This window comes from Solibacillus isronensis (genome assembly GCF_023715405.1).
GTDB lineage: Bacteria > Bacillota > Bacilli > Bacillales_A > Planococcaceae > Solibacillus > Solibacillus isronensis_B.
The window spans coordinates 58,727-79,881 of record NZ_JAMBOC010000003.1 but is presented as its reverse complement, the minus strand read 5'-3'; the positions used below and the strand labels follow the sequence as shown (position 1 = coordinate 79,881).

Annotated in this window: 21 protein-coding genes and 1 riboswitch; of the genes, 8 read left to right on the top strand and 13 right to left on the bottom strand. The window is 37.6% G+C overall.

Annotation, left to right across the window (positions count from 1 at the left end):
* Nucleotides 1-9: 9 nt before the first annotated feature.
* From M3166_RS14180 to M3166_RS14160, 5 genes are all read left to right on the top strand, one after another.
* Complete coding sequence (locus M3166_RS14180; RefSeq protein WP_251690523.1) at nt 10-1,212, top strand: ornithine--oxo-acid transaminase; 1,203 nt, start codon at nt 10-12, stop codon at nt 1,210-1,212.
* Between the two features lie 71 nt (nt 1,213-1,283).
* Entirely contained in the window at nt 1,284-1,844 is a 561-nt protein-coding gene (locus M3166_RS14175) for an SLOG family protein (RefSeq protein ID WP_251690522.1), read from the top strand.
* Between the two features lie 106 nt (nt 1,845-1,950).
* Nucleotides 1,951-2,262, top strand: coding sequence for a hypothetical protein (locus M3166_RS14170; RefSeq protein WP_251690521.1), 312 nt, complete (start codon nt 1,951-1,953; stop codon nt 2,260-2,262).
* Between the two features lie 369 nt (nt 2,263-2,631).
* Nucleotides 2,632-4,023 carry a class II fumarate hydratase gene (fumC, locus tag M3166_RS14165; protein ID WP_251690520.1) on the top strand — a complete coding sequence of 464 codons (1,392 nt, stop codon included), beginning with the start codon at nt 2,632-2,634 and terminating at the stop codon, nt 4,021-4,023.
* Nucleotides 4,024-4,109: 86 nt separating this feature from the next.
* Nucleotides 4,110-4,334 (top strand): hypothetical protein, encoded by a 225-nt coding sequence (locus tag M3166_RS14160; RefSeq protein ID WP_251690519.1) that lies wholly within the window; start codon nt 4,110-4,112, stop codon nt 4,332-4,334.
* A gap of 54 nt (nt 4,335-4,388) precedes the next feature.
* Here the strand turns inward: M3166_RS14160 and M3166_RS14155 are convergent, their stop codons facing one another.
* The 9 genes from M3166_RS14155 to M3166_RS14115 all read right to left on the bottom strand — a co-directional run bounded on the left by M3166_RS14155 (nt 4,389) and on the right by M3166_RS14115 (nt 13,260).
* The gene (locus tag M3166_RS14155) at nt 4,389-5,141 is read right to left on the bottom strand and encodes a prepilin peptidase (protein WP_251690518.1); all 753 of its coding nucleotides are present in this window, start codon (nt 5,139-5,141) and stop codon (nt 4,389-4,391) included.
* A gap of 33 nt (nt 5,142-5,174) precedes the next feature.
* Nucleotides 5,175-5,858: a potassium transporter gene (locus M3166_RS14150; protein ID WP_251690517.1), complete on the bottom strand. Its 684-nt coding sequence runs from the start codon at nt 5,856-5,858 to the stop codon at nt 5,175-5,177.
* Nucleotides 5,855-6,445 (bottom strand): malate synthase, encoded by a 591-nt coding sequence (locus tag M3166_RS14145; RefSeq protein ID WP_251690516.1) that lies wholly within the window; start codon nt 6,443-6,445, stop codon nt 5,855-5,857. The genes M3166_RS14150 and M3166_RS14145 overlap by 4 nt, the downstream gene beginning before the upstream one ends.
* Nucleotides 6,442-7,419, bottom strand: coding sequence for a type IV pilus biogenesis protein PilM (gene pilM / locus M3166_RS14140; RefSeq protein WP_251690515.1), 978 nt, complete (start codon nt 7,417-7,419; stop codon nt 6,442-6,444). The genes M3166_RS14145 and pilM overlap by 4 nt, the downstream gene beginning before the upstream one ends.
* Before the next feature lie 112 nt (nt 7,420-7,531).
* On the bottom strand, nt 7,532-7,981 hold the full coding sequence (locus tag M3166_RS14135) for a pilus assembly FimT family protein (protein WP_251690514.1): 450 nt from the start codon (nt 7,979-7,981) through the stop codon (nt 7,532-7,534).
* Between the two features lie 91 nt (nt 7,982-8,072).
* Nucleotides 8,073-9,281: a type II secretion system F family protein gene (locus M3166_RS14130; protein WP_251690513.1), complete on the bottom strand. Its 1,209-nt coding sequence runs from the start codon at nt 9,279-9,281 to the stop codon at nt 8,073-8,075.
* A complete protein-coding gene (locus M3166_RS14125; protein ID WP_285848924.1) occupies nt 9,278-10,321 on the bottom strand; it encodes a type IV pilus twitching motility protein PilT in 1,044 nt (347 codons plus the stop codon). Before M3166_RS14125 ends, M3166_RS14130 begins: the two co-directional genes overlap by 4 nt.
* 12 nt (nt 10,322-10,333) lie before the next feature.
* On the bottom strand, nt 10,334-11,995 hold the full coding sequence (locus M3166_RS14120) for a GspE/PulE family protein (RefSeq protein WP_251690512.1): 1,662 nt from the start codon (nt 11,993-11,995) through the stop codon (nt 10,334-10,336).
* A gap of 14 nt (nt 11,996-12,009) precedes the next feature.
* Nucleotides 12,010-13,260 carry a VanW family protein gene (locus M3166_RS14115; protein WP_251690511.1) on the bottom strand — a complete coding sequence of 417 codons (1,251 nt, stop codon included), beginning with the start codon at nt 13,258-13,260 and terminating at the stop codon, nt 12,010-12,012.
* Nucleotides 13,261-13,675: 415 nt separating this feature from the next.
* Here M3166_RS14115 and M3166_RS14110 point away from each other — a divergent pair, with 415 nt between their 5' ends.
* The 3 genes from M3166_RS14110 to M3166_RS14100 are packed head-to-tail and all read left to right on the top strand — an operon-like array spanning nt 13,676 to nt 16,196.
* Nucleotides 13,676-14,182 (top strand): type IV pilus modification PilV family protein, encoded by a 507-nt coding sequence (locus M3166_RS14110; RefSeq protein ID WP_251690510.1) that lies wholly within the window; start codon nt 13,676-13,678, stop codon nt 14,180-14,182.
* A gap of 20 nt (nt 14,183-14,202) precedes the next feature.
* Nucleotides 14,203-14,640, top strand: coding sequence for a type II secretion system protein (locus tag M3166_RS14105; RefSeq protein WP_251690509.1), 438 nt, complete (start codon nt 14,203-14,205; stop codon nt 14,638-14,640).
* Nucleotides 14,640-16,196 carry a DUF7305 domain-containing protein gene (locus M3166_RS14100; RefSeq protein ID WP_251690508.1) on the top strand — a complete coding sequence of 519 codons (1,557 nt, stop codon included), beginning with the start codon at nt 14,640-14,642 and terminating at the stop codon, nt 16,194-16,196. The genes M3166_RS14105 and M3166_RS14100 overlap by 1 nt, the downstream gene beginning before the upstream one ends.
* 151 nt (nt 16,197-16,347) lie before the next feature.
* Here M3166_RS14100 and M3166_RS14095 read toward each other — a convergent pair whose 3' ends face one another.
* From M3166_RS14095 to M3166_RS14080, 4 genes are all read right to left on the bottom strand, one after another.
* Nucleotides 16,348-17,637, bottom strand: coding sequence for a nucleobase:cation symporter-2 family protein (locus M3166_RS14095; RefSeq protein WP_251690507.1), 1,290 nt, complete (start codon nt 17,635-17,637; stop codon nt 16,348-16,350).
* 90 nt (nt 17,638-17,727) lie between these two features.
* The gene (locus M3166_RS14090; RefSeq protein ID WP_251690506.1) at nt 17,728-18,300 is read right to left on the bottom strand and encodes a xanthine phosphoribosyltransferase; all 573 of its coding nucleotides are present in this window, start codon (nt 18,298-18,300) and stop codon (nt 17,728-17,730) included.
* A 142-nt stretch (nt 18,301-18,442) separates the two neighbouring features.
* A riboswitch (purine riboswitch) is annotated at nt 18,443-18,544 on the bottom strand.
* 125 nt (nt 18,545-18,669) lie between these two features.
* The gene (locus M3166_RS14085) at nt 18,670-19,365 is read right to left on the bottom strand and encodes an RNA 2'-phosphotransferase (protein WP_251690505.1); all 696 of its coding nucleotides are present in this window, start codon (nt 19,363-19,365) and stop codon (nt 18,670-18,672) included.
* Between the two features lie 257 nt (nt 19,366-19,622).
* On the bottom strand, nt 19,623-21,077 hold the full coding sequence (locus tag M3166_RS14080) for an amino acid permease (RefSeq protein ID WP_251690504.1): 1,455 nt from the start codon (nt 21,075-21,077) through the stop codon (nt 19,623-19,625).
* Between the last annotated feature and the right edge of the window lie 78 nt (nt 21,078-21,155).

The window sequence follows — 21,155 nt, the reverse complement described above, 5'->3', positions numbered from 1 at the left end:
GATTTCATCATGACAACAAAATCAAAATCAGAACAACTTATTTCAACTACGGAAAAATTCGGGGCGCACAACTATCACCCACTTCCGATCGTAATCGAAAAAGCAGAAGGTTCTTGGGTGACAGACCCTGAAGGCAACCGTTATTTAGATATGCTTTCGGCGTATTCTGCCTTAAACCAAGGTCATCGCCACCCGAAAATTATTCAGGCGTTAAAAGATCAGGCAGATGCAGTGACACTTACGTCACGTGCATTCCATAGTGCGACATTAGGCGTTTGGTATGAAAAAGTTAGTAAGCTAACAGGAAAAAATATGGTACTGCCGATGAATACAGGTGCTGAAGCTGTTGAAACGGCGATTAAAACAGCCCGTCGCTGGGGATATGAAGTAAAAGGCATTGAAGCAAACAAAGCGCAGATTATCGGCTGTAACGGCAATTTCCATGGCCGTACAATGGGTGCTGTGTCTTTATCCTCGGAAGCAGAGTATAAGCGCGGTTTCGGCCCGATGCTGGAAGGTTTCACATTAGTTCCTTACGGTGATATTGATGCACTGAAGGAAGCTATTACACCGAATACAGCGGCATTTATCGTCGAGCCAATTCAGGGAGAGGCAGGCATTATCATCCCGACTGAAGGCTTCTTAAAAGCAGCATATAACTTATGTAAAGAAAATAATGTTCTGTTTATTGCAGATGAAATCCAAACAGGTTTATCACGAACAGGAAAACTGTTTGCCTGCGAATGGGAAGATGTTACACCGGACGTCTACATTTTAGGTAAGGCGCTTGGCGGCGGTGTTTATCCGATTTCAGCAGTTGTCGCGAATGACGATATTCTCGGTGTGTTCAATCCAGGTTCACATGGCTCAACTTTCGGCGGTAACCCGCTGGCATGTGCCGTATCGATTGCAGCGATTGATGTATTAATAGATGAAAAGCTGACAGAGCGTTCATTGGAGCTTGGCAATTACTTTAAAGCACAACTTCAGGAAATTAAGAACCCGGTCATTAAAGATGTGCGCGGGCGCGGTCTTTTCATAGGCGTTGAGCTTCACGAATCAGCTCGTCCCTACTGCGAAAAGCTGGCAGAACGTAAATTACTTTGCAAAGAAACACACGACACAGTAATCCGCTTCGCCCCACCGCTCATTATTTCAAAAGAAGATCTGGATTGGGCAATTGAGCAAATTAAAGCTGTTTTTAGTGAATAGGTAGTATATTTAGAGGGCGCTGTGTTATGCATAGTGCCCTTATTTTATTGATGGTTAAGCAAAGGAGACTTATGATGAAATCACTTTATATTACGGGCTACCGTCCACATGAATTAGGAATATTCAATGACAAGCATCCTGGTGTCCCGGTTATTAAAAAGGCACTGGAAAACCAGCTGCGCATCCTAATAGAAGACGGACTGGAATGGGTCGTAATCAGCGGCCAGCAAGGTGTTGAAACATGGGCGGCACAAGTTGTACTGGAACTTAAAAATGACTACCCAGAACTCAGATACTCTATTATCACCCCCTTCTTGGAACAGGAAAAAAATTGGAATGAGCATAAACAAGAGACCTATATGCATATAGTAAGTAAGGCAGATTTTGTGACAAGCGTGACGAAGCGCCCTTACGAAGCACCATGGCAGTTTATTGAAAAGGACAAGTTCATTATCGATAACACGGATGCGACATTGCTCGTCTACGATGAAGAAAATGAAGGATCTCCAAAATATGTGCTTAGCCTCATCCAGAAGTATATGGAGCAGCATGATCAATATGAGCTGTTGATGATCAATGCTTATGATTTACAAGTGGTGGCTGAGGAAATGCAGCAAGGAGATGATTGGTAAAAGTTATGTAAATATCTAAATTCAGTAAATATTCTGACTACAGATTTTTGTTTTGGGGTATAATATATTAAACAAATTATATTTTACTATTTAAGGAGGCCACATTATGAACCAATTGACGATGATTAATGAAACAACACCAATCAATATACCGCACCATACGTATAAGCGTGAGTGCCGATATACGAGAGGAATCAACATTCCCCTTGCAGATATCGAGAGAATTTTATACGGGATGAGCGATGATGCACTTCACTATTTTGAGTTCCATAATATCGCGAAAGAAATTAAACAAGGAACATTATTAAATGGCTATACCGGTCTTGCTAATATTATTTCAGACTATTATAAAAACGAAAAAAATATAGAAATTCCTGAACTGACAAACGGCCGGGATTTTTATGTAAAAATAGTTTAACAAAATTAAGGGGATGACTTCCTAAGTGAATACCAAAAACAACAACGTCTAAAGTATCCTATTGGGTTCGGTGCTTTCGGCGTTGTTTTACATATTGGGAGATTCAGCAAATCGAATTTTCTAAAAATTTGTTTAATAAAAGCATTGACTTTCTAATTGATAAAGATTATCATTATCATTGTAAGGTTAGTAAAACCTTTTCGATACTGTTCCCCCCAGTTCAGATTCGAAACTCATTAATTACTTTTCTCATATTTCGAAAAGATTAATTGGATTGATCTTTTCTCCTGGAAGAATGGCAAATCCCCTCACGATTTGCCATTTTTTCATGAAAAATTGGGTATACATATATTAAAGGAGATGATTTAGTTGGAATTCCGTATTGAAAAAGACACTTTAGGTGAAATTCGTGTACCAGCAGACAAAATTTGGGGTGCACAAACACAGCGAAGCAAAGAAAACTTCCAAATTGGCACAGAAAGAATGCCGATTGAAATTATCCGTGCCATGACTATTTTGAAAAAAGCAGCGGCGATTGCCAATAATAAATTAGGCAAGTTATCCGATGCGAAGAAAAATGCGATTGTAGAAGCAGCCGATGAAATTCTTGCAGGTAAATGGGATGAACACTTCCCTCTTGTCGTCTGGCAAACAGGCAGTGGTACACAGACAAATATGAATGTGAACGAGACAATTGCCCACTTAGCGAATGAAAAGCTGACGGCAGCCGGATCGGATGAAAAGGTTCATCCTAACGATGACGTCAACAAGTCACAAAGCTCAAATGACACATTCCCTACTGCACTACATATTGCTGCAGTCGAAATCGTAGAGAACTACCTAATGCCGCGCTTAAAGCTGTTACAGGCGACATTAAGAGAAAAAGCGTTAGCGTTTAACGATATTATTAAAATCGGTCGTACCCATTTACAGGATGCAACACCGCTTACACTTGGTCAGGAAATTGGCGGCTGGCACCATATGCTGTTAAAATGCGAAAAAATGATTATGGTGAACACGCAGTTCATGAAAGAGCTTGCGATTGGCGGTACTGCCGTTGGTACAGGCATTAACGCCCATCCGGAATTCGGTGCCCGCACAGCTGCAGAAATCAGCAAACTAACAGGCATTGAATTTACATCTGCGGAAAATAAATTCCATGCTTTGACAAGCCATGATGAAGTCGTGACAGCGCACGGTGCATTAAAAGCATTGGCTGCGGATTTAATGAAAATCGCCAATGATGTACGCTGGCTGGCAAGTGGTCCGCGCTCTGGTATCGGTGAAATTACGATTCCTGAAAACGAACCAGGTTCATCAATCATGCCAGGTAAAGTAAACCCGACACAAAGTGAAGCAATGACAATGGTCGTGACTCAAGTTGTCGGCAATGACGCAACAATTGCCTTTGCAGCATCACAAGGTAATTTCGAATTGAACGTATTCAAGCCAGTGATCATCTACAACTTCCTGCAATCAGCACGCTTGTTGGCCGATTCGATGAAATCATTCAACGACAATTGTGCAGTCGGTATCGAGCCGAATATGGAAGTATTGGATGCTAACTTGAAAAATTCGTTAATGCTTGTTACGGCGTTAAACCCGTATATCGGTTATGAAAATGCGGCGAAAATCGCAAAAACAGCACATAAAGAAGGCACAACTTTAAAAGAAGCTGCTATTGCATCAGGTCTTTTAACAGAAGAGGAATTTGACCGTTATGTTGATCCAAAAACGATGATTTATCCAAATGCTGAATAATTTTTAGCGATCCTACACAACCTTCCAACAAGTTTAGTCAATTACTTTCAGCCGGTAATAAACTATTGTTGAGGAGGTTGTTTTTATTGAAAAAAATTCAATTTGTAAAGGATGGTTATGAAATCGTCATAAATATTCGCAGAAATATACAGAACGAAACGACTCAATATGTTGAAGCAGACGCCTATTATAATGATTTTGGCAACTACCGCATATTAGTTTTAGGAGATACTGTAGAAAAAGTAGTGGAACTTGCAACACATGAGCTTCTGACTAATCACCCATTTGAGAAAGTTATAATAGATTATTAAGACATATTTAAAGGGATGCCCAGAAAATGAATTCAGGGCACCTCTTTTTTTACGTTATAGAAGGTTTAAATACATATCGATGAGCTGGTCACCGTAAAAGTAAACAATGATTGCAGCTATAGCAATTGATGGTCCGAACGGTACAGGGGTTTTGCGCCCTTTCCCACGGATTTTCAAGATGACGATACCGACAATCATCCCGATCACCGATGCCAAAAATAAGGTTAATAACGTATTGAATGTCCCCAACACTAATCCAATCAGTAAAAACAGCTTAATGTCCCCGCCGCCCATTCCACCTTTTGAAATAATGGCGATTAACAGTAAAATTGAGAATCCAATTGCGGCGCCGATTATACTATCCCACCACGGATCAAGCGGCGAAAGAATTCTACCAATGATTAGAAACGGCAGGAAAAACAATAGAATTTTGTCCGGAATAAGCATGTACGCAATATCCGAAACATTTATAATGACCAATAGAGAAATAAACAGTAAAGCTACTGCCAATTCCCACGTGATGCCAAGCTGCCATGTAGCAAACGCAAATAAAAGTCCTGTTACCAGTTCCGTAAATGCGTAAATCGGCGACACTTTCACACCACAAGTCCGGCATTTCCCTCGTAGAAATAGGTATGAAAAAACAGGTACGAGTTCAAAAGCGCTTAAACGTCGATTGCAATGGACACAGTGAGATGGCGGTGTCACAATCGACTCTTTTTTCGGTACCCGTAATCCGACTACATTGTAAAATGAGCCAAATACCAATCCAAAAATCCCCGCAAATATTGTATACATAATCTCCATTTTAGATGCTCCTTACTTGTACCTGCCCATTTGTTATTCGTAGTAGAAAGTAGTGACTTGGACTTCTGCTGTTACCACTTCTGATGTATCTTCAAAAAGTTGCTCTTCTTCACCAGCAAGATCAAAATCAATGCTGTCAATATGCATAATCCGTTCTATTTGTTCAATTTCTTTGATGAACTGTAGCAGGCTTGTTTCATTTGGTGATGTAACCTCGATAATAAATGTGACTAATTTCAATGACTGTGGCAATGGCTCCTCGGATATGGTAGACACAGGTAATTCCTCAGTTTGTTGGAGCTCGTCTAATATTCCCTGGCTTTCATCATCTTCAGAGTTCTCGGTAGAGTTTAATAAGTTTGAATTCGATACGAGCGTATCATAATTATTAAATTCAATACGCCGAATCTGTGAAGCTGTCACATACTCAATTTCTTCTATAGATAAAATTAACGAATCAATATTCCTGTCATTTGGAACCTTTTTGCGTAACATAAATTCATTTACATCCGTTTCCGAATACTGTGATTGCCTGTCCGCCACATTTTGCTCAAGCGATTTAATTTCTGTATTTAAATAATTGATTTCTGTACGAATCGATTGTGCTTCTTCCTGCTTCGGCTTTACAACAAAAGAGTAGAGTGCAAATAACATAGCCATCGCTAAAGCGATGATAAGTAAAAGCGTTCCGTTTTTGCTGCTTGAGATGGAATTCATTGTTCGTCACCTCCAGCAGCTATATATTCTTCATTAATAGTAAGTTCAATTTCTATTTCATAGCGAGGAACTTCAGCAAACTGTGGCTCCCGTAGTTCTTCTTTCATCGAGTCGATTTCAAACGCTTCGATTGTCCCCACTTTAATATCATTAAAATAAGGGTTGTTTTTAAGATCACTTACATAAACAGATACTGCGTTTAATGTTTCCAAGTCCACAATCACCGTTACCCCTAATGTAGAAAATTCATAGGAACGCATATACGTATTGGGTGGTAATAAATTTTTGGTTTCACTAATAATGGGTGTAACCGGGTAGGAAACACGTTCAACAAATGTCACCGATTCTTGTAAAGACTCTTGATTTTCCGTATCTAAAGATGTGACATTTACTTGCAATTCATCACGTGTCGCAATTAATGTATCACGCATTGATATGGCATCTGCTATTTCATTTTTTGCGCTGTAATAAAGGAAAGCCAATAATATTATTGTTAACATTGATAATATTCCAACCAAAATAAATGCAAACTTTAAACTGGTCGGGCCCTTTTCAATTTTGGGCATGAGGTTAATATTTGGTATCATTCATTAACCTCCTTCAAAGCAAGTCCCAGTAATGTGGCATGCTTAGCTTTACAGTTTGGAAAATATTTTTCAACCACAGTATCGTCAACAATTCGAACAGCAGTTGGTAAATTGTCCCGTAAGAGCGTTTCAATTGTAGGTAGTAATGGGTGGTCCCCCATAACTACAATCTCATTGACCTCTTTTTCGCCCTTATGAAGTGAGAATTTGAAAAAGTTCATCATCCGATCAATTTCAAGAACCTGATCTGTTGCAGCAGTACGGAAATTGCCCAAATCACCTGTATAAGTAAATTGAATTTCATTATTTCCAAGCACTTCCTGTTTCCAATTTTCAGTAGCCGTTTCAATTGTTTGGAAACGTAAAAACTCGACCTCTCCACCAGAATAGATACAAATCGATAATTCATTAATCGACCAGTCCGTTACTAAATATGTACGATTTGAATCTATGAATTCAATATGCTCAAGCAAACGTAAATTACATAATGAACAAATATCCGCGACTTGCGGTTGGAGATGATTGTCCAATAGTAAGCCGATCATCTTCCCTACTTCATCAGGAGGCGCAGCAAATAACATTGCTTTTCCATCTCCCTCTACTGAATCGTATACACCAATCAGCGGTTCTTGAAAAGGTAAATGAATCGACCGTCCCAGCTCCATCTGAACAAATTCTTTCAGGTCGTTACCGTTCACATCAGGTGGATGTTCAAAAGATTTCAACAGTACCGATGTATCCGGCACTAGAAAACGGACATTTTGCTTTTTACCGCCCCAGTTTTGAACATTTGCTTTTATTAATTCAAACATTGCCATCTCATCGACAATAGTTCCTTCTTGTACAATATTTCTCGGCAATGCAATTTCATTAATGATTGGATGCTCCAGCTTTTCCTCTTTAGAAATAAGTACCCGAACAACATAGTCATTATAAATGAGCGCCATATGTGATTTCTTTTTCATTTTGAACATAGAGGAACCCCCTCCCCCTTATACTTTGACTTCTATATCTAAGCTTGCTAAGTATCATCATCGCTCAATGGAACACCCAAGCGCTATGGGTTGGGTGTTCTTTGAGGGGTGATTATTTCCCTAGTAATGCTGTTAATTGATTTCCAGTAATAGTATTATTAGTGGCTGACGGCGTGAAACCCCCACCAGTAAATTTATCAGTATTTTGAATATTTTTTAGTTCTTCATAAGTTACCGTATATTCTTTAGTCGAAGTGTTAAAGCTTACTTTATCAGTACTTATCAACACTCCCTCAAAAACTTCTGTCAAAACAGTATTACTACATATAATTACCTTATTACTCGCTTCACCACATGAACCATCAGCAATTGCAATTTTCGCTCCAGCAAGTAATCCAGCTGCATCTGAAAGAATTGCCTTATCTCTTGTATTCTCGATAATACTCCCAATCGCTGGAACAGCAATCGCCGAAATAATTCCTAAAATAACAATTACCGCTAAAAGCTCTACCAAAGATAAACCTTTTTCATTTTTAATACGTTTCTTTAATGTTTTGAACAAATTAAATCCTCCTTTTAATTTTATCTATTTTTCTTTTGCACTGACGCTTTGTACCCCTTTGATGCCCCCTTGCAAAACGTCTATTTTCCTTTTATATATTTTCATAGAGACTTAACATCGGCATAAAGATAGCTGCTACTATAAGCCCAACTGCTCCCGCTAATATTACAATCATTAGCGGCTCAATAAGTGACTTTAACGTATCCACATTGCGTTCTACTTCTTCTTCATAAAAATCCGCGATCTTTTCCAGCATATAATCAAGAGAACCGGTTGATTCACCAATTTTTGTCATACTCGTTACCATCGGTGGAAAAATCCAACTTTTCTCTAATGGTTCGGTTAATGTACTGCCTTTTTCAAGGCTACTACGGGCATCCAAAACTACTTTCCCGATAACCGGATTCCCTAAAATTTTTTCGGAAATTGTCAATGCCCGTAAAATAGGTACAGCGCTGCTAAATAATGACGATAGATTACGAGTTAATCTTGCAATTGCACTTTTCTGTAAAAGTGGTCCGAATATCGGCAGTTTTAACATCATGTAATGCACCATATAATTAAATTGCTTATTATTTCGATATAAATATTGGAATACAATAATACCGATTATGAAAATAAAAATCGGTAACCACCAATATTGTCTTAGCCATTGCCCTAGTTTAACGGTTGCGACAGTTAACATTGGCAGTTCTGCATCCATCGATTCAAACGACTCAACAAACATAGGCACGATAAAAACGAGCATAAAAAACACAACAACAACTATCAGTATTAGTAACATTGCAGGATAAGTTAATGTAGACTGCACCTTTTTAATTAGCCGGAATGATTTTTCATAAGAATTTGCTAGACGTTCAAGTATCTCATCAATATTCCCTGTTGCTTCACCGGATTTCATCATATTAACGAAAAGCTCCGGGAACACTTTTGGATGACTTTTTGCTGAGTCTGAAAAAGGAATACCGGAACGAATATCCTCTTCCACCTTTTCAAGTGCTCTTCTTAAAGGTTTGCTCGTTGCTTGTTTAGCTAAAATATTAGTCGCTTCTACTAGTGATACACCTGCACGAATTAGAGTTGCAAACTGACGGCAGTAAATTACAAAATCCTGTGTTTTCACTTTTCCCCTGCTTAAACTGACTTCTTTGTGCCAGATACTTTTTGATTCTTCAATCTCACGTGGGTTAATTCCTTTTTCACGGAGTTTCGTAATTGCTGCCGCTTTGCTTACGGCATCGATTGTTCCTTTTTGTGTTGCCCCCATCTTTGTTCTACCTACATATTTAAAAACCGTCAATTATACTCACCAACGTTCAAAAATGAACTGGCTTCCTTCAATGAAACTTGACCAGAAGAAACAAGTGATTGAACTGAAGTCTCTAATGTATGCATTCCCAACGCTCGGCCTGTCTGCATAATACTAGGAATTTGATGGACTTTTTCATTACGGATTAAATTAGTTACCGCTGGAACACCTATTAAAATTTCTGTTGCTGCAACTCGACCTGCAGCATCTTTACGTATGAACAATCGCTGTGAAATAATACCTTGCAGTACATTCGCAAGTTGAATACGAATTTGGCCTTGCTGATGGGGCGGGAATACATCGATAATACGATCAATTGTTGTTGGTGCACTCGATGTATGTAGTGTCGCAAACACTAAGTGTCCGGTTTCTGCTGCTGTAATTGCTGTTGAAATCGTTTCTAAATCCCGCATTTCTCCGACTAGAATAATATCTGGATCCTGACGAAGTGCTGCACGTAGCCCATTGGCAAACGAGTTTGTATCAATACCAATTTCGCGCTGATTCACTACCGACTTTTTATGCGAGTGTAAATATTCAATTGGATCTTCTAAAGTTATAATATGCTTTGATTTCGTTTCATTAATATAATCAATCATTGCGGCTAAAGTAGTTGATTTACCTGAACCTGTAGGACCAGTGACTAAAATGAGTCCCTGAGGTTTTTCCGACAAATCATAGAGGATTCTTGGCATATTCAAAGATTCAATCGTTGGAATTTGACTTGAAACTAAACGTGCGGCAATTGCCCCCGCATTTCGTTGATGATAGGCATTGACACGGAAACGACAAAGCCCTTCCAACGAATAATTAAAATCCGTTTCTCCCTTTTCTTCAAACTCCGATACTTTATATTCGGGTAAAATATGATGTATCATCTGTTCAACCATTTCTGCAGTTACGTTTACATCACCAAACTGTTTTAATTGACCATTTACACGGTAAACTGGAGGAATGCCGATTGTTACATGTAAATCTGATACTTTTTCATCATATGCACGTCGTAATAAATCCTGTATGTTCATTGTCATCTTGCACCCCTCCTAATCAATCGTTGCAACCCTTAGTACTTCTTCAGTAGTTGTTACACCATCTAGCACTTTCAATAAGCCATCCTGCAATAACGTATGATGTCCTGCTTTTTTCATATAGTCGCGCATTACATAACTACTTGCATGTTTTAAAATCAATTCCTTTAACTCACGGTCTACCGGTAAAAATTCATGAATAGCAAGCCGACCACGATATCCTGTGTTTCCACATGCCGCACAACCTCGACCTTTACGAAGTTTATTTACCATAAATCCATTTGATTGGAAAATTTCCCTTTCCCGATTTGAAGGCTCGATTTCCGTACTGCAATCCCTGCAAATTTGGCGTACAAGACGCTGGGCCATTATACCGACAAGTGAAGAAGAAATTAAAAATGGTTCAATTCCCATATCTTGCAGACGTGACACAGATTCTACCGCATTATTTGTATGTAATGTACTCAAAACAAGATGTCCTGTCAGCGATGCACGAATTGCAATTTGCGCTGTCTCTGTATCACGGATTTCCCCGACCATAATAATATCTGGATCTTGACGTAATATAGACCGTAAACCGGTAGCAAATGTTAAACCGATTTCTTCTTTAACTTGAATCTGGTTAACGCCGTTAAGCTGATATTCAACTGGATCTTCAATCGTAATAATATTTACTTCTTCATCATTCAAGTTTGAGAGTGCTGCATATAAAGTCGAGGATTTACCTGAACCTGTAGGACCAGTAATAAGCACAATGCCATTTGGTTTTGCAATCATCTGTTGGAACAGTGTTTCGTTTTTCTTTGTAAATCCTAACTGCGAAATATCGGTTGCAACGTTACTGACATCCAAAATACGCATAACAATTTTTTCACCATATACGGTAGGCAATGTAGAAAGACGAATATCAATATGTTTAAATTCAATGTTCACTTTAAAACGTCCATCTTGCGGAATCCGATTTTCTGTTATATTAAGACCACCCATAATTTTTACACGGGCCGTCATCATATTCTGCATATGCTTTGGCAGTGATCTCTCTGTACGCAATATCCCATCGGTACGATAACGAACTTTATACTCTGTTTCCTGCGGATCAAAATGAATATCCGATGCACGCTGGGCAACACCATTAGCAATAATTTGATTGACTAATCTTACAATTGGAGAATCTTCATCCGTAATTTCCTGTTGAACTTCGGGATTGTTTACCTCTACTTCTGATAAAGCAGCATCCATTGAAGCCTGCAAATCATAATATTTAGTAATAGTCCGGTATAGATCATCCTTTGCAGCAATACTTGTTTCAATTTGACAACCGGTCGCCATACGGACTTCTTCAATTGCAAAATAATCCATCGGGTCAGACATCGCAATTAGCAACTTGTTTTTATCACGACGTACCGGCATAATGTTAACGCGTTTCGCCAGCTCCCTCGGCACAAGCTGTAATAGTTCCGGGTCTATTGCGTATTTATTCAATGTAATGTGGGGAATACCTAACTGGAACTCCAGCACTTCAATAAGTTGTTGCTCGGTAAGTACATTTTCCTTAATAAAAAAGTCGCCCAATTTTTCATCACGACTTTTATTTTCGAGTGCATACGTTAACTGTTGCTCGCTAATTACCCCTGATTCAAGGAGCAGGTCTCCTAAGCGTTTTCTTGATGCCTTCATAGTTGCACCTCCTACTATGGAGTTATTAAATTCCCACCTTTATCGTAATAGCTGCCCGGCGGTAGATTTTCATCTCCATATGTATTGCCTGTTTCTTCATTTGGAATATTAGAATTGGCGTTTTGTTCATCTTTAATTGTATCTCCCACGGTAAAATCTTCATCAGGGAATCCATCACCATCTAAATCAATCGGATCTTGTTGTTCATCACTCGTATTATTCCAAGTATTTTGTCCTTCTCTTTGTGGAGGTGATTCTACAACAATGCGATTAACCGGTGGATAATAATCACGGCTTACTAAATGTTGTTCACCATAAACTGTTCGGTACACAGATACTCGCAAACCCTCTGTACCTTCCTGAATTTGCTGTTTTTGACCGGTTGACAGATCACTTGAATAGCGAGTGATCGTACGCGGCAGTACCGTTTCATCACGTGTTACTGATATAGAAACCTCGGCCTCTTTGCGCGACGTATAAATTTCTGTTAATAATTTTTCACCGTCCATTGACAACTTTAATAAGATAGGTGTTGTTAGCGTATTGGCAAATTTCAAATCTTTACCTGCCAATACATCTACCTTCGCTTCTAGACCAGGGCTAAAATAGGAAGGAATTTTATTTTGAGAATGGCGTTCTATAATTTTGCCATTGCTATTAAGAGCTGCATTGTATAGATTGGAAGCAATAAAATTGATGGCCTCACGATTTGACAAATTAATCGCGTCCCCTAATTGATTAATCATTGAAAAATCCATATTCGGCTCAACTACTGTATCATTCAGTGCAAGTACAAGTTCATTTATTCCCATTGTACTCTCTGGCATTGTCTCACTTGATAATGAAATACGCTCTGTTTGTATTGTTGATAAATCAGTGACTATCGCTTCAACTTCCTCTTTTTTTAAATAAGAAGCATTTAGCAACACTTTTTCATAAGTTGAATCCGTATCCCATATTGAAATATTGCTAATTTCATCTTTTACAACTTCATTTGGAAGTATATTTAATGGAAGATGAACCGTTTTTTCACCTGACCAAAATTTATACCATGGTTTGCGGTAATTCTCTTCATAATTATTAACTGTACTTTTTATATCAAATTGGAATGTAGAAGAACTGAGTTCAATCGAACTACCTCCACCTGAAACAATAAAATTGTGGGTATACCAATCATTAACTGCATTTGTTAACACAACTTCTAATTCCTTGCTGTTCATATCGCCGACTTCTATTCCGGCTATTGTAGGACCTTTGACTTTCATAACAGATGATTCAATAGGGCTAGCAATGAAGCGTGGTACCCATATAGCAAGGATTATAGAAAATAAGGTAAATAGAACTATTAATTTAATAATATTCCTCATGCGTTCACCCCATAATAATATTTTTTATTTTAAAACGTTATTTTATAAGTAATAATTACCAAAAAATTAGTGACATCTGTACCACCAATTTTAGCAAAAACGATTTTATTTTACCAAGTGTTTCCTTTATGCTAATATTTATATAATACAACAAAGATTACTTTATGACTATATATGGTTTGTATTTTTTGTGTATTTTATTTTTGTAATCATTTTTTACTATTTAAATTACATAAATATACTATCTTAATATTTAAATATTACATAATAAAATATTACTTAAGGACCAATCTTATAAAGAGGAGTCGTTAAAATGAAATTTTTACGGCAAGACAACGGAATATCTCTAGTAGAAGTAGTAGCTTCTATTGTATTAGTTACAATTATTTTAATTTCATTTTTCAGCCTACTTTTACAAACAAAAAAAACAAATGTTCAGTCAGAGACTATACACGAGGCAGTTTATTTAGCTCAAACAGAAATGGAAAGGATTTATATTTTTTCAACCTCTCCTAATTCTTTGTCAAAGCTAACTAATACACCACTAGCTATAGATGCTGTTACTTATCAATTAAAGAAACCCATGGTGCACGTTAACACTTGTTCCAAAAAATTACCGGATGATCCGACTGCTTATGAAAAAGTTTATTCATATACTCGAGATTCAGATCGGAATGACACTCAAAAGCAATATACAATAAACTTAACAATTTCTACGCTCTGTCATTATACTAATACAGCAAATGTTGCTATTGAAATTTTAGAAAAGCCATCCAACATTATAAAAGCAAATATTGAAAATATTTATATTTGGCGATAAATTTTTAGGAAGGAGATAAAATGAAAAGATACTTTAAAAATTATATCGGCTTTACATTGGTAGAAACTTTAGCTGCTATTGTTATATTTTCTATTGTGATGATATTAGTCTTTAGTACCTTAAATTCATCTGTCGAACAAAATAAGGAGCAGACTGCTGAAGCTTTTCAAATTAATGATGCTGCCTTTATGCTTAAACAAATTACCAAGGATATCAGAAAAAGTTATAAAATTAATCCTTCCAAAAATCCATATCTCTTTATGGATGAAAATGATAACTTACTTTTTAATTACACTTACAATTCGGAAACTAAGACATTGTCACGTAATGATGTCATTATTGTAAATAATATTGAAGATTTTAATATGAGTTGGAATGAACATACGGTTTCAATATATTTTACTTTAAATAATCAGGACTACACTACAACAATAGCATTTAGAAAAGGAGACAAATAATGAAGTATTTGAATACTAAAGGCAATACTTTACTTTTAACAATCTTAACTATTGTACTCCTATCTGTTATTGCTCTAGGGCTCTTTACAATTACCACCAATTCTAATAAAACAACAGTTAATGAACGTTTTGATCAATCAATTTATTATATTGCCGAGGCAGGGATCAATTTAGAGAAAGTAAAAATCTCTAAGACCTTGAAAACTATTCACTCAACTACTATTTCACAAATGAATGCTTTAACTTATGAAGAACAACAGCGTATTTTAACTGTATATGACAGCTTTGATAGTTATTATAACTCAATTATCAAATCTAGTTTTTGTACTGAATATAATAAAGAAATTCAAAAACAAAAATGCAGCTATATTAATAATGATATTTATTATGAAAATACTTACGATAAATTTTCACAACAGTTTAAAGAGCAACCGGTTGCTAAGACAACAATAAAGGGGATTTGTAAATCTGTTGCTAAAACCATTAGTTGTGAATTTACAATCAACTCTAAAGGTTTTTTAGTAAATGCTCCTTCTAAGAAACGTACACTCGAACAAACAATTTTAGTTGATCTTAACGCTCCCCCGCCTGTAGGAGGGGGAAATGGTAACGGGGGAAACCCATCACCACCTAGTTTACAGATTAAAGATATGACGGTAGTAACAAGCAGCAACATAACATTAACTCGGGGAGCCATAATATACGGAGATGTTGCCAGTGGTGGCATAGTAAAATTGGATGAAGGGGCTTCTATCACTGGTAACATCGCCGTAACTCCTATTTCAGTTAACCTTAATGACTATTTACCACCATTCCCTTCAATAGATTTTAATAATGTGACTAATCTTGTTTTACCTAATACCGAAGTCATAAAAGATAATTCCAATAAAACTGACATTATTAAAGATGGCAATTTTTTAGCAACAAACTGGATGACGGATAAATATGAATTAAACTTAAATAAAGATACTTATTTTAAGAGCTTTAAAGTAAGAGAAAACAATACGATTACATTAAATATCGGTAATAAAGATATTAATTTATATATAGATAAACTAGATATTACCCAAGGACATATCAAAATTATAGGTTCGGGTAAGCTAAATATTTTCGTGAAAGATTCTATCGATATTAAAGGCTCTTTCAATAATAATGGAAAACCTGGTCAGGTAAACTTTTATTATCAGGGAACATCAGCAGTAACGTTTTCAAACGAAACTTCCCTCTTCGGTTCCTTTTATACAAAAACAACCGATTTAACACTTACTGGAGGAGCAGCTTTAAAAGGAAATATTTATTCTGGCGGGGGAAATATCTCTATTTCTGGGGGTGTCCCAACGAATGGTCAGTATATTATTGCTCCCCATGCAAAGATTAACCTTACACAAGGTGGAAATATTACCGGCACTGTACTTGCCAAAACAATTTACGCAGATGGAGGTGTATCGATTAATTATGGAGACAGTATCATCCCAATTCCAGTCACGCCTAATAATCCTATACAATATCAGCCAGCTGTTGATTTACTAACAGAATCTCCTATGTATGAAATCTAACTGTAATTTTACGTTAAGGTTGTTAAACTTTATTGATTACTAATAGAATGCTAGATAAAAATATTTTCATTTCATATTTTTAAAAAAGAAAATCCCACAAAAGAGTCAACTACCTAGCTCTTTTGTGGGATTCTTTTTAAATTAGCTCTACCTACTCCATCACATGCATCGGATCAACACGCTTCGTCCCGACCATATTAAACAACACATTCAAGAATATCGCCGTTACAGATCCCGCAACAATCCCATTAGAAGTCAAAATCGACATCCATGACGGAAGGTTTTCGAAAATGCCTGGTACTGTTGCAACGCCGATTCCTAGACCGACGCCTAGTGCTGCGACCATTGCGTTTTCCATTGATTTTGCGATTTCTGGTGCTAGCATTCTAACACCTTGTGTAATAACCATACCGAACATTGCCAACATCGCTGCACCAAGTACTGGTGTTGGGATAATAGTAGTTAATGCTGCTAATTTTGGCAGGAATCCAAGTGCTACCAGCATACCGCCTGTAATGAAGATTACTTTGCGGTCGCGTACGCCTGACATTTGGATCAGTCCTACGTTTTGCGAGAATGTTGTATACGGGAATGCGTTGAAAATACCACCGATAATCGATGCTAGTCCTTCTGCACGGTACCCTTTAGATAAATCTTTTGAAGTTAAATCTTTTTTTGTAATATCACTTAATGCATAGTAAACACCTGTTGATTCAACTAGTGATACCATCGCCACCAATGTCATCGTTAAAATAGCAGAAGCATTGAATGTCGGTGTTGCTAAGTAGAATGGTTGCATAATGTGCAGCCAAGATGCTTCAACAACCGGGGCAAAATCAACTTTGCCCATGAAAATACCGATTACTGTTCCTGACACCATACCTAGTAAAATTGCAATCGCACGAACGAAGCCAACTGTGAAGCGGTAAATTACTAAAATAATTAATAATGTAATAAACGCTAGTGCCACATTTGAACCTGATGCAAAGTCTGCTGCCCCTTGTCCACCAGCCATATTGTTAATAGCTACCGGAATTAAGCTGATTCCGATAATCGTTACGACCGAACCTGTTACAACAGGCGGGAAGAATTTAATCAATTTCCCGAAAAGGCCTCCGATTAATACAATGATAATACCTGAAGCAATTATCGCGCCGTAAACATCACCTAAGCCGCCGCCAGAACCGATTGCAATAATCGGGCTTACCGCTGTAAATGTACAGCCTAATACAACAGGTAACCCAATGCCGATTACTTTCCCCTTCCATACTTGGAACAGTGTTGCTACCCCACACATGAAAATATCGATCGCTACTAAATACGTCATTTGCGCTGAACTGAATCCTAATGCCCCACCGATAATTAACGGTACTAAAATGGCTCCTGCATACATTGCCAACAAATGCTGAATTCCAAGCATTGTTGCTTTCGTGTTATTCATAAAAAGTTTTCCTCCAATATATGTGTACTCTTGCTGAGTCAATTTACATCGTTTGAACTTTATTACCTTTTAGAAATATGTGCTGCTTAATTAATCGTAAAATTCTACTTTGCCGTTTGCCAATGATTTAATATTTGCCAATGATTCAATGCGCAATCCTTGCTCGCGTAAAATTTTCCCGCCCTCTTGGAAGCCTTTTTCAATTACAATACCGGCACCGACAATCGTTGCACCCGCCTGGTTCGCAATATCGATTAAACCTTTCAACGCTTCACCATTCGCTAAAAAGTCATCAATGATTACGACATTATCATCCGCCGTAATAAACTTATTCGATACCGAAATTTCGTTCGTTTCGTTTTTCGTGAATGAATGTACTTTTGATGTATACAGGTTGTCCGTTAATGTCAGTGATTTGCGTTTGCGTGCAAAGACAACAGGAGCACCTAGTGTTAATCCTAAAAAAGTTGAAGGTGCAATACCAGATGATTCAATCGTCAGTACTTTCGTAATGATTTGGTCCGAGTAACGTCTCGCAAATTCGTCGCCGATTTCTTTCATTAACAATGGGTCAATCTGATGATTTAAAAATGAATCTACCTTTAATACTGTATCTGAAAGCACTTGGCCCTCTTTTTCTATTTTTTCCTTTAAAAGCTTCATGATAAAAGCTCCTTCCCATTTGAATGTAAACAAAAAACTCGAAAGGCAAGCTCCCTACAATGAGTGGAGCAAGACTTCCGAGTAAGTTCAAAAGTAATAACAAATGTTTTGTGCAAATCTATAATAATTGGACAAATACATTCATTAAGCATGCTTCACTCATAGTCGGTTTATTTACGGTAAACCGGTAGAAACTTGCAAGCCTTATCCTTGCTATTATATGAGTGGCGAATATTTAATTTAACAATATGAATGTTCCAATTATAATCATGGAAATGATAGTTTGCAATAACATTTAAATAATAAAATTATTCTTATTTTTCGGAAATTTGGTAAAAAAGTAAATTATATGTGGGATAATGTTCGGTTTTAAGCATTATTTTCTAATGTTTTAGCTAAATTCTCTTTAAATTGTTCGAACTTCGAACCGTCCGCGCCGAAGTAGCTCATGCTGCGGCTAACGAAAATTAACACTTTTTTGCCATCTTCATAAACCATCTCTGCGAATGGGCCAGTCTGTTCCAGTAATTGGATTTTTGTCACATCTTCATTAAAAATAGCTAACCAATCAGCATACCGCGCTTTAAATTGCTCATATGCGGCAGTCCCTTGCAAAATAATAATTTCCGGCTGAAACTCCTCTACCACTTCTTTAAAAATAAGATTCCCCCGCTCAAAATTAGCTGGATCCTCTTTTTTCGCTACCTTCGCTTCATCGGCTGATTCCAGCTGATATGTATTCAGCGACGTATAAATCAGGGATTCCTGGTGCTCGTTTTCCAGCCAGTTTTCAAACTGTAACGAGCCTTTAAATTCCCGGGGTGCCCCTTTAATTTCACTTAAATAAAGGTCGTGGAAAAGCTCTCTATTCACTAATGACTCTGCAAAAGTCTGCTCGCTTCTGTCTTCCACTTTAAATAACGGTACCGCATGCGAACTTACTAGGAAAATACGTGATTTGTACGGGTTTCCCTTTGTAAGAAACGGTCGATATAACACATCTTTTCTATCTTCCCCTTTTAACCACGGATACACTTTTTTATAGAAACCTTTTGAAATAGGCATGTTTTCACTTCCTTATTCTTCAGTGTTACATAATTTATTTCCAGCATAATAAAATACGGGAATTTTGTTTATTTTATAATAACATTCTTGTATTCATCGTACTCGAAAAATGTTTAATCCTCAATAGCTCTCATTTAATCCTCACTTGAGAATAAATAATCCTCACTTCCCCCTATATATTCCTCACTTGAAAACAAATAATCCTCAATATAAAAAAACGCAATGAAAGCGTACAAGCTCACATTGCGTTTCAGAAATTATTTATTTGTTAAATCGCAGTCCTTTAAAGGAACGATTTTCGTTTTGTGTTTAAATTTGTAGCCAAACCATAAAGCGGCAAACAGTGGTAAGCCGATATATGAAACGACAACACCGTACCAGTCAATTGTTCCGCCCATGAAGGCCATATAGTTTTGACCTAGCACGACAATCATACATAGGGCAAACGCGAATAGCGGACCGAATGGGAAGAATCTGGATACATACGGTAAATCGCTCAATGAATGTCCTTGTGCGACATAGGCACGACGGAATCGGTAATGAGAGATTGCAATGCCTAGCCAAGCGATGAAGCCGGACATACCAGAAGCATTTAATAACCAAATGTATACTACACCGTCTCCGAAAAACGATGCAAGGAATGCTAATGAACCGACTGCCAATGTTGCTAACAGTGCATACATCGGAATACCGCGCGATGTTACTTTCATGAATAGTTTCGGTGCTTTTCCGTCCACCGCTAACTGATAAAGCATACGACTTGCTGCATACAACCCTGAGTTCCCTGCAGATAACATCGCCGTTAAAATGATTGCGTTCATAACAGATGCCGCAAATGCCACACCTAAGTTTTCAAATACTAATGTAAATGGACTTGTCGCAATATCTTCTGATAAAAGACGTGAATCCGTATACGGAATCAGTAAACCAATCGCACCGATTGCGAAAATGTAAAACAGTAAAATACGCCAGAATACTGAACGTACAGCTTTTGGAATATTTTTGGCCGGGTCATCTGTTTCCCCTGCCGTTACACCAAGCATTTCTGTACCTTGGAATGAGAAACCGGCAGCAAGGAAAATACCGAACAATGCAAGGAAACCGCCATTAAATGGGGCGTCGTCTTTAACGAAGTTTGTGAAGCCGACCGGATCGTTCCCGCCTAAAATTCCGAAAATCATTAAGAAGCTGACAATGATGAAGACAATTACTGTCGCGACCTTAATCATCGCAAACCAGTATTCCGCTTCACCAAACGCTTTTACAGAAGCTAAGTTAAATGATAAAACAACTACGATAAATAAAATTGTCCATAAAATTGAAGAACTGTCCGGGAACCAGTATTTCATAATTAACGAAACAGCTGCAATTTCTGCTGCAATTGTAATTGCCCAGTTGTACCAATAGTTCCAGCCAAGCGCAAAGCCTAATGCTGGATCCACAAATTTTGTTGCATACGTACTAAACGAACCGGATGTTGGCATATAGGCAGCCATTTCCCCTAATGAGGTCATTAAGAAATACACCATAACGCCGATCAGTGCATATGCGAGCAATGCCCCGCCAGGACCTGCCTGTGCAATCGCACCACCTGATGCTAAGAATAAACCTGTTCCGATTGTTCCGCCAAGCGAAATCATCGTTACATGGCGACTTTTCAAACTCTTTTTCAACCCGTTATTACCGAGCTGATCTATTTTAATCTCACTCATGAATATAAAACTCCCTTTTTGTTTTGCTTGTGAAATGTAAAAGAAAAACCACCACAAGTTTTTGTGATGGTTATATTT